The 10,041-nt window shown below is 37.7% G+C and carries 10 protein-coding genes; 7 read left to right on the top strand and 3 right to left on the bottom strand.

Annotated features, from left to right (window positions below; translation table 11 throughout):
* The first annotated feature begins 83 nt into the window (after nucleotides 1–83).
* Nucleotides 84–650, top strand: coding sequence for a hypothetical protein (locus RTL34_RS11255; RefSeq protein WP_312116976.1), 567 nt, complete (start codon nucleotides 84–86; stop codon nucleotides 648–650).
* A gap of 234 nt (nucleotides 651–884) precedes the next feature.
* On the opposite strand, the gene RTL34_RS11250 is transcribed toward RTL34_RS11255, so the two are convergent.
* Together RTL34_RS11250 and RTL34_RS11245 are read right to left on the bottom strand one after the other, a co-directional pair.
* Entirely contained in the window at nucleotides 885–1,265 is a 381-nt protein-coding gene (locus RTL34_RS11250) for a hypothetical protein (RefSeq protein WP_099808776.1), read from the bottom strand.
* A gap of 34 nt (nucleotides 1,266–1,299) precedes the next feature.
* Complete coding sequence (locus RTL34_RS11245) at nucleotides 1,300–1,584, bottom strand: hypothetical protein (protein ID WP_312116973.1); 285 nt, start codon at nucleotides 1,582–1,584, stop codon at nucleotides 1,300–1,302.
* A gap of 177 nt (nucleotides 1,585–1,761) precedes the next feature.
* Between RTL34_RS11245 and RTL34_RS11240 the strand changes: the two genes are divergently transcribed.
* Nucleotides 1,762–2,001, top strand: coding sequence for a helix-turn-helix domain-containing protein (locus tag RTL34_RS11240; RefSeq protein ID WP_007116192.1), 240 nt, complete (start codon nucleotides 1,762–1,764; stop codon nucleotides 1,999–2,001).
* Nucleotides 2,002–2,111: 110 nt separating this feature from the next.
* Here RTL34_RS11240 and RTL34_RS11235 read toward each other — a convergent pair whose 3' ends face one another.
* On the bottom strand, nucleotides 2,112–3,479 hold the full coding sequence (locus tag RTL34_RS11235) for a replication initiation protein (RefSeq protein ID WP_312116970.1): 1,368 nt from the start codon (nucleotides 3,477–3,479) through the stop codon (nucleotides 2,112–2,114).
* 795 nt (nucleotides 3,480–4,274) lie between these two features.
* Here RTL34_RS11235 and parA point away from each other — a divergent pair.
* The 5 genes from parA to darG all read left to right on the top strand — a co-directional run bounded on the left by parA (nucleotide 4,275) and on the right by darG (nucleotide 9,996).
* A complete protein-coding gene (parA, locus tag RTL34_RS11230; RefSeq protein ID WP_007117279.1) occupies nucleotides 4,275–4,907 on the top strand; it encodes a ParA family partition ATPase in 633 nt (210 codons plus the stop codon).
* A gap of 10 nt (nucleotides 4,908–4,917) precedes the next feature.
* The gene (locus tag RTL34_RS11225; RefSeq protein ID WP_007117280.1) at nucleotides 4,918–5,133 is read left to right on the top strand and encodes a hypothetical protein; all 216 of its coding nucleotides are present in this window, start codon (nucleotides 4,918–4,920) and stop codon (nucleotides 5,131–5,133) included.
* Nucleotides 5,134–5,339: 206 nt separating this feature from the next.
* Nucleotides 5,340–8,198 carry a class I SAM-dependent DNA methyltransferase gene (locus tag RTL34_RS11220; protein WP_312116968.1) on the top strand — a complete coding sequence of 953 codons (2,859 nt, stop codon included), beginning with the start codon at nucleotides 5,340–5,342 and terminating at the stop codon, nucleotides 8,196–8,198.
* A 54-nt stretch (nucleotides 8,199–8,252) separates the two neighbouring features.
* Nucleotides 8,253–8,903 (top strand): type II toxin-antitoxin system toxin DNA ADP-ribosyl transferase DarT, encoded by a 651-nt coding sequence (gene darT, locus RTL34_RS11215; protein WP_312116965.1) that lies wholly within the window; start codon nucleotides 8,253–8,255, stop codon nucleotides 8,901–8,903.
* 1 nt (nucleotide 8,904) lies between these two features.
* Nucleotides 8,905–9,996, top strand: a complete 1,092-nt coding sequence (darG, locus tag RTL34_RS11210) for a type II toxin-antitoxin system antitoxin DNA ADP-ribosyl glycohydrolase DarG (RefSeq protein WP_312116963.1) — start codon at nucleotides 8,905–8,907, stop codon at nucleotides 9,994–9,996.
* Nucleotides 9,997–10,041 lie beyond the last annotated feature (45 nt).

Raw genomic sequence — 10,041 nt, 5'->3', positions numbered from 1 at the left:
GGGCACTATCTCGTATTTTTTAGAATGGTGGTAGATGGGATGGTCGGATGCTTACGGATTAGTCACAACATAGGGGGTATTAGATGTTAGCGTTAAGTAAAAAGGATCAAAGTTATTTAGACAAGTTATTAAAAAATCTTGCAGGTAAAAAGAAATTATCGAGCATACAACAGCAAATTGTTTTGATTTCTGAAATTGATCCTAAGTCAGAAGATGATATTAAAAAGTTGCGTTTGTTGATTAATGCGGATCGTAGTAAAACGGTTGCCCGTGAAAGTTCTAAGCAAGCGTTGCAGATTGATAAGGATAGGCTAATAAAAGCACAGGCGCTTCTTGAACAAAAACAAAAACGCGTCGGTGAGGTTTTTTTATCGGCGATTATGCAGGATGCGAAGTTTAGTGATAAGTTTAGTTATGCGAAGTTTTTAACAAAGATGTTTGATCAGGGTCATTTTACGGATGATGATCGCATGTTGTTGTCTGAGTATTTGGCGAAGGATGTGGATCAGGTATTGCCGGTTCAAGATCATTTGTCTAAACCAGTTGCGACAATTGGTCAGCCTGTTTTTCATCAAGAGGTTGGTAGTATTAATTTAGGATTATCGCCAAGTGGTATGACAGAAGGTTTGTCATTGCCGCAGCATGATTAATGATTCAAGTGTATCGGGCGCTGTGATAGAAAATTGTTTCGCGTTGGGTTTGGCATTGCTTGTTTTTTGATTGCTTGTTTGATAATTGGTAGATTACGTTTGTTTAAAAGTTGCTAACGCTATTTTTTGTGTTGTGTGGTATTTGTTTTTGCGGTTTGGTTTAGTCGGTTAGTGTTTGTTGGTTCCCCAACTGCTGGGGAACGATTTTTTTAGACTTTTTTATTAGCGGTTGTTTTAATATGGCAAATCATCAATGATTGCTTTGCTAGCTAGCAAGGGAATATTGGCAAAATATTGGGATTGGTTAGATGCATGGATAAATGATTGACAATCATCGCAGATATAGTCAAGTTGTTGTAGGTGTCGAATGTCGTGGTAGTCAGGTTCGATGATTCTTTCGGCAACGTGGCAAGCGATGCAATGGGTATGCGGGTGATACGCTTTGACCTTTTGGGTGATGGCTGCAAGTTGTTCTAGTGTGATGTGATACTGGCTGCAAAGCTGCTGTAAGTGTGCCAAGGGTGTGGTGTGCCTGTTAGGGTTTTCGTAGTAGGCTTGGCAGATTTGAAATTCAAAGGGGTTTAGGCTGTTTTGTTGGATGTAGTGTAGATGCATAAGTATTTCCTTTTTTTATTATCATTAAGATGGGTTATAGGAGTTCTGGCATTAGGGCTAAGAATTCGTGCTCAAGTTTTCGGTAGGTTTCTTGATAATCACCCGTGTCAATGGTGTCATAAATAGTTTGAACCCACTTTTGAATCGCTTGGGTGTTGCTACAGCGTTTGGTTTGACCAAGATGTAGGTACAGTCCATCGCCCAGTTGAATACATTGTTCTTTGATAAGTTTGCTGGTCAATAGGTTGATTTGTTGTTGGCGCTCGTGTCTAAGGTCAAGTTGATTATAGAGGTGTTGAATGACGGGATTTGGGTGCATTTTTCTTTTCTCCGTTTGGGATATTTTGGTAAAAACAGTAGTTATATGGCATAATAACCTTACTTTTAGATGGTGATAAATTACTCTATAAAGCAATAATATTACCGCTAGTGGAATTTATTATAAATACTTATTATTCCACTAGCAATAACTTTGTGTTAATTTGTGGAAATATTTATGATTAAGCTTAATCTGCCAGTGTTATTTGCTCAAAAAGGGATTCGGGTTGCAGATGCGGACCGTTTGACTGATATGGGGCGAACCACACTTTATCGTTTATATAATAACGAGGTGACACGCATAGACTTTGCTTCTTTAGAACGCTTGTGCAAGCTGCTTGACTGCACCCCTGGCGATATCATTCTGTATGAAGATGACGGCCAAACCGATTCACAAAAAAAAGAGCCAACTAATTAATTGGTTGGCTCTTTGCTGTATAGGTAAGTAGGATTACCAGATCTGCCATAGTTATGTTTATTATTTCAAAATATCAACAATTTTTTGCTTAGGCTAACATGGCGGTTGGCTTAATTTTTTTTACGATCTAGCAACTCCTGAATTTTATGAAATGTATTAACCTGCTTAGGGTCTTTGAGCATGGCTTTCCAATCTTCGAAAATTTCAGGATAGTCACGATGATCATTTGGGCTTATTTTATTTGTGTTGGCATCGATGAGTTCTTTTTGGTAAACAGCGATTTTTTTGATTTGAGCATCGGTTAAGCCTTTGGTTTGCCATCCAAATAATTTTTTATCTTCCGTAGTGATGGCATCATTTTTCGCCGAAATATTTTCTTCTAGTTGTTCCTTTTTGACACTTGAATCATAGAAACTAAATAGTAGCTCTGTTACCTTTTTCCCAGTTTTTTTCTGTTCATAATTGATTCTAAGCGGCGTATTCGATTCAATATCTTTAATTGCTTTATCGATTACATTCCTTTTGAATTCTGCAATTGGCAAATAAGTATCACGACAATTAAATTTTTCTCGTAGGTATTCTATTTCATAAGATTTACTTTTGAATAACTGGTGCATACAGCTTGATATTAATTCAAATAAGATAATGCCATGGCTACCTAAATTAGCAATGTGCTTACGCTCATATTTGGTAAAAGGATTGGATTTATCAAATACCGTGAGCATTTGTATGACCTCATCAAGCAGCGATACTTCCACCATACCTTCTCGATCTTTATATTCTGCTGTACCGATCCAAGAAACGCCTTTTAAATTAGCTTTCTTATTTGCCCTAAAATTCCAATAATAAAAAACTTTACCATGAATACTTTTAGAGATTTTCTTTAATTTATCATAGACATGCTTTTCAGCGATGTCGTATTCTTTTGCAAAATCTTTTGCTACTACGGTAAAGGTATGTTGATTTGGATTAATATCGACTGCTTTTCGCACCAATGGGGATAGGAATATAACAAATCTTCTTTCATCCTGATTGAGATCACTAATTGCGTTTAATAAACGATTTTGCAATACAATCCAGTTTTCACCATAAATTTTTGAAATTTTGTCATTCTCGCTAGTAGCATTTTCACTAACATATAACTCGTTTAACTTGACTGACTCTGTAGGCGCTAATGATGCCTCCTCTATTTCCAAGTCTAATGACAGTGAATCCAAGTTTTCTCTTTGCGAAATAACTTGATTATTTTTAGCAACAATTTCAAAGTCAAAATTTGGTTTTTCATATTCTAGTGGTTGTATTATTTGAATAGTCGCATCAGGATCATTGTGGACAACACGAATATAGCGGATTAAATTTTCTGTTTCCTCTTGAGTTAATATTTTACCCACTTCCACCGTATAAGTATTACCTATAGCCTCCCTTAAATTATCTTGAAATTGTTTAAATTCTTCTGGGGTCATATCTCCTGACAACATTTTTCACCTTTAAATTGAATATATTTTCTGCAATATTATATATGTAATATCCACATTTATAAATACATATATACCCCAAATTTCTACATGTTAAACCCCAAATTTCTACATGTTTACCCCAAATTTCTACATGTTAAACCCCAAATTTCTACATGTTTACCCCAGTTTTTTACATATATCTTCTTAAAAAAACTTCACCTAGCCCAGTTGTACCAACGGTTCTAGCGTTTTTTATTTTTTGGACAAAAGCTTTAAAAAGAAGAAAGCTTTAAAAAGAAAAAAGAAAATTTTTTTTTGAAAGATGTAAATTTTAGGGGTAAATTTTATAAACAGGATTATTTTTCGAGTAATAGAATTAAAAAAACACGTCAACTGCGTAAAATTTTGGGGTTAAATTCAATCAATTTATACTTTTTGGGATATAAGATTAGGTAAACATAGATAATATAGCCCTAAAACCGCATAGGATGTGTTTTAACAGGCTACTGGAATTAAAATGGTACTTAGGTAGCCAATCGATAGTAAAAGCTGTTAAAACGCTTAAATTTTGTAAATTTATTTTTTGAACATAACTATAGGTTTTGAAGGTGTATTTTTTTGGGGTAAAGATTTAAGGTGTTTAAGAAATAGCTGTAAAATTCTGGGGTATGCAATAAGATGTAAAAATTCGGGGTTTGTAAGTAAGAGGTATAAATAACAAGTGTAAAAATTTGGGTAGATTAAATTAATACGATTGTCTCTGAAGTTTTTTACCTATATACTTACATAAGTACATAATCTTTTAAGGATATAAGTATGAAAGTGATTGCAGTGTTAAACCAAAAAGGAGGCAGCGGTAAAACTACCATAGCCACCCATTTAGCCCGAGCATTACAACTACAAGGCAGTAGTGTTTTATTGGTCGACAGTGATAAACAAGGATCTGCTCGAGATTGGAGCGCTGTCGATGAGAGTAACCCTGTAACTGTTATTGGGCTTGATCGCCCTACCCTAGACCGAGATTTAAAAAATATTTCTGATAAGGATTTTGTGGTAATTGACGGCTCTCCGCAAGCAACCGATTTGGCAGTCTCTGCAATTAAGGCAGCGGATTTTGTGCTAATTCCCGTGCAGCCATCGCCATATGATATTTGGGCAACTAGTGATTTGGTGGATTTGGTTAAGCAACGTATTGAGATGACCGATAATAAGCTCAAATCAGCCTTTGTGGTGTCTCGTGCCATTAAAAACACTAGAATCAGCGGTGAGGTATCAGAAGTACTAACGGAGTATGGCTTGCCTGTATTAGATGCCAAAATCGTCCAGCGTATTGCCTATCCTAACAGCGCAGCAATTGGTAAAACGGTATTTGAGACAGAAAGTAAAAGCAGCGATGCGGTGGCAGAGATGAATGCCCTAGCTACTGAAGTTAAAAGCTATTTGGAGTAAGGAGTAAATGATGAGTAATTTAATGGCAGGCAGACCGAGTCAAAAGAAAGCTGAACAAGAGCTAAGTTTGGCCGATGTAACAAATATTGAACCTAAAAAAATCAAAGCTAATTTTAATATTGATGAAGATTTATACATTAAGCTTAAACAACACGCGTTAGATAGCCGTAAAACAGTGACACAGATTTTAATTGAGTTAATCGAGCAAACGGTAAATAAACGATAATATGTAAATACTTATTTACTTGAATAAGTACGAAATAATTTTTAATAGATGTAAGAATTCGGGGTTGAGATTTTGAGTTTTATTACATGTAGAAATTCGGGGTCACAAGTTCAATTTTAATTATAAGCAAGGTAGAATTTTTGTAAGTATATAAGTATTTATATCAATACTTATATAAGCAAATATTTACTTTTTTTGAGGTAAGAATGGCATTTAATCAGGCGCAATTTTTTGATGGACTCGAAAAAATCACACAAGCGATTGCAAATGGTCAGCAACCGCAAAGCAAGTTTATTTTAGATTTTTTGGCATTACTTGATATTTCAAAAACGACCCTGAACGATATAAAAAGCCAAAACACCCGTACCAATATCGCCAAACACCCAGAGCTTGGCGAAGTCGCCCTAAAACAGAAAATCTATTTTAAGCCTGTGGGCAAAAACTATGGCGATTTGTTGTCCGATAGTGGTTTAACCGGCAGTGAGCAACTCGAAAATGCCCTACAAACGCTCAAAACTGACCCACTGATTAAAACCCACAAAATCCGTCTACTTGTCGTCACAGATTTTCAGACTTTATTGGCTTACGATGTCAAAACCGATGATACGCTCGATGTTGAGTTTGTCGAGCTGGATAAAGATTATGCATTCTTTTTGCCCTTGGTGGGGCTAGAGCGTGCCAAAGATTTTAGCGAACACCCTGCTGATGTCAAAGCATCCGAGAAAATGGGGCGGTTATTTGATTTTATCAAGCGATATAACGAGTTTGACACCAAAGACGATATCCATGCGTTAAATATTTTTTTAACCCGTTTGCTGTTTTGTTTTTTTGCCGAAGATACGGGTATTTTTGATAAAGACAGCTTTTGCCAAACCTTACAAGCCACCACACAGACGGATGGCTCGGATACCAATACCTTTTTGCATGATTTATTTGAAGTGCTCGATTTGCCGATGGATAGCCCACAGCGAGCAAACAAGCCTAGCCATTTGACCAAGTTCCCCTATGTGAATGGTGAATTGTTCCGTGAGCAATATTGGATACCTGAGTTTAACGCTCGCACACGGCGGATTTTGCTTGATTGTGCACGGATGAATTGGGCAGAGATTAACCCCGATATTTTCGGCTCTATGTTCCAAGCGGTGATTGATACCCAGCAACGGGGTAATTTAGGGCAGCATTACACGTCCGTTAGCAATATCATGAAAGTGATTGAGCCGCTCTTTTTGCAAGGCTTAAGAGCAGAATATGAGCAATTGGCTAGCCTAAGCAATGACAATGCCCACAAAAACCAAAAAGCCAAACGCTTAGACGAGTTATTGACCCGTTTAGGCAATATCAAGGTGTTCGATCCTGCGTGTGGCTCAGGCAATTTTTTGATTATCGCCTATAAAGAATTGCGAATGCTTGAAATCAAGGTTTGGCAAGCCAAATTGGACATGATGAAAGGCAACAGCCAAAATCTGTCATGGGACTTTGGCTTTGACAGCGTGATTAGTTTGGACAATTTTTTTGGCATTGAGATTGATGATTTTGCGGTGCAGATTGCAAGGTTGTCGCTGTGGCTTGCCGAACATCAAATGAATGTCAAATTCCGTGAAGCCTTTGGGCAGAGTCGTGCCACGCTACCGCTTAAAGACAGCGGACATATCGTGCATGGCAATAGCTTGCGACTCGATTGGCAAGCAGTGTGCCCCAATGACGGTGAGCAAGAAATTTATGTGGTGGGCAATCCACCATTTGGTGGTTCGGGTAATCGCACGGATGAGCAAACCGCCGATATGGAAAAGGTATTTGTCGGGTTTAAAAAGTTCAAGTTTTTGGATTTTGTCACCGCTTGGTTTTGGAAAGGGGCAAATTATCTTAAAAATAGCCACGATAAAGGCAGTCAAGCCAAAATGGCATTGGTTTCGACCAATTCGATTGCCCAAGGTGAGCAAGTGGCGATGCTGTTTCCGTATATTTTTGGGTTGGACGTTGGGATTGGTTTTGCGTATCAGTCGTTTCCGTGGAAAAACAATGCCAAGCACAATGCAGGCGTTCATGTGGTGATTATTGGGCTTGAGATGATGAATGAGGGTCAAAAGACGATTTATTCACAGGTGGATGGGATTTGGCATAGTGAAAAGGTCAAAAATATCAGTCCGTATTTAATCGCTGGGTCAAATCTAGCGGTCAAAAGTCGTGAAAGCCCTTTTGATAAAAATGTTAATAAAATGATTAGAGGTAACCAACCTACTGATGGTGGCTATTTATTACTTTCTCCAAGTGAAAAGCAAGATTTAATTAAGAATGAACCAAAATCAGAAAAGTGGATAAAAAAAGTTATTGGGGCAGAAGAGTTTATTAATGGAAAACAAAGATTTTGTCTATGGTTGGATGGGATTTCAGAAGATGAAATCAATGAAATGCCTTTAATAAAAGAAAGAGTGGAACAAGTTAGAGTATTGAGAATTAAAAGCAAAGATAAAGGTTCTCAAAAATTAGCAGACACACCACACTTATTTCGTGAAACTATCAATCCAAATAGATACATTATTGTTCCAATTGTATCATCAGAAAAAAGAAAGTATATTCCAATGGATATATTAGATTCAAACTCAGTTCCAACAAATCTGGTACAGTTAGTAGAAAATGGTACGATGTATGAATTTGGAATTCTTAATTCTACTATGCATAATGATTGGATGAGAATAATTAGTAGTAGGCTTGAAAATCGTTATAGATATACAATAACAATTGTTTATAACACATTCCCCTTCCCCACCGTCACCGATGAGCAAAAAAAGCATATCGAACGGTTAGCTGAAGAAATCCTACTCACCCGTGAAGACTTTGCAGGCGATACCTTAGCCAAACTCTACGACCCAGACACCATGCCAGAGTCGCTCAAAATCGCCCACCAAAACCTAGACGATGCCGTGGACAAACTTTACAACCCCAAAGGCTTTACCGATACCGCAAGCCGCCTTGCTCACCTACTCGAACGCTACGAAACCCTGATTAATGCCGAAAAAGAGCAACAAGTCATTGATAAACAAGCCAAAAAGAAAAAGAGTAAATAAGTAAATACATATATAAATAATTATTTACTTATAAATTTATATGAAGATATAAGTATGGTTTATGACTATAGCAATACACTTAACCCACACAAAGGGCTGATATGGCGGATTGTTCATATTGCGAACTTACCGTGGATTTTTGCCAATGGCTTGCACAGTGGTAATAGCCCTATCCAATCACCTAATTGGCAACATATTGGTAATCCAGAACTGATTCAAAAACGAGCCAATCACCCTGTGCCTGTTGGACGACAAGGTTATCTTAACGACTATGTGCCGTTTTACTTTACCCCTTTTTCGCCCATGCTACTTAATATCAAATCGGGTCGGGGTGTCATGCAGCGACCTATGCAAGATATCGTGATTTTGGTATCGTCGATTGATACGGTAGAAAACAATCATTTGGACTATGTCTTTACCAATAGCCATGCTTATTACCAATGGACGAACTTTTTTACCGACAAAAAAGACTTGGACCAAATCGACTGGGCATTATTGCAACGCCGAGATTTTAGCCGTGACCCTAACGACTTGGCAAAATTTGAACGCTATCAAGCCGAGTTTTTGATTTATCAGCATTGCCCCATATCGGCAATCATCGGTATCTGTTGTTATAATGACAACGTCAAACAAAGCATTCAACAATTAATCGATACGTCTGGCATTACATTGGACGTGTATAGCCGACCCAACTGGTATCTTTAACATGATTACATATACCCAAGGCAATTTGCTCGAAGCGGATACCCAAGCATTGGTTAACACCGTCAATACGGTCGGTGTGATGGGCAAAGGTATTGCCTTAATGTTTAAACAACAGTTTCCCGAAAATTTCAAACGCTATGCCAAAGCGTGCAAATCAGGTGATGTGCAAGTCGGTAAAATGTTTGTGGTTGATATTGATACCCCACCCACACAACATTCTCAGCCCCAACTTAAGCAAAGATGGATAGTAAACTTTCCGACCAAACAGCATTGGCGAGCCAAATCACAAATCGAATGGATACAAGCAGGATTGCAAGATTTGCGACAATGGTTAATTGATAATCGTATCGAATCGATAGCCATTCCCCCATTGGGAGCGGGTAATGGCGGACTGCCTTGGCAACAGGTGAAGCCACTTATCAAACAAGCCTTGGGCGATTTGCCAAATATTGATATTCAAATCTTTGAACCATCAGATAGTTATTATAGCGTTGCGACTGCCACAACGACTGACACTCTTACCCATGCCAGAGCCTTATTATATCAAGTGGTTGACCGCTATTGGGTGCTTGGTATGGAATGTAGCTTGCTTGAAGTGCATAAACTGATGTGGTTTTTGCAACGAGCCATTGAACGCCATCGTTTAGCCAATCCCTTACAGTTATCATTTATGCCCCATTATTATGGTACTTATGCCCCAAATCTACGTCATTTACTTAACAATCTAGATGGTAGCTATTTATTGGCTGAAAAGCGTCTGCCAGACTGCAAACCATTGGATGTTATTTGGACAAATCAAACTAAACAAGCTGAAGTTGAGCAATATTTGCAAACATCAATGTCAGATTTTTTACCCGTTTTGACAGAAGTTGATAATGTGATAGCAGGATTTGAGTCGCCGTTTGGCTTGGAGTTACTATCTACGGTGGATTGGCTAATCTATCAAGAACAATATCCTGCTACGGCGGAAGGTATTAAGCAAGGCATGGCAAATTGGCAAGCAGGGGAAATCTGGGCAAAACGTAAATTGGAATTATTCAATGACCAGCATATTGATATTGCATTACAACATTTGAAAACTATTTATCAGTAAATACTTAAATACTTAAATACTTAAATACTTAAATACTTAAATACT

The sequence above is a fragment of the Moraxella sp. CTOTU47915 genome, from assembly GCF_031986685.1.
In the GTDB taxonomy this organism is placed as follows: Bacteria; Pseudomonadota; Gammaproteobacteria; order Pseudomonadales; family Moraxellaceae; genus Faucicola; species Faucicola tetraodonis.
The sequence above is the reverse complement of the archived record's forward strand: the minus strand, read 5'-3'. Positions and strand labels throughout refer to the sequence as shown.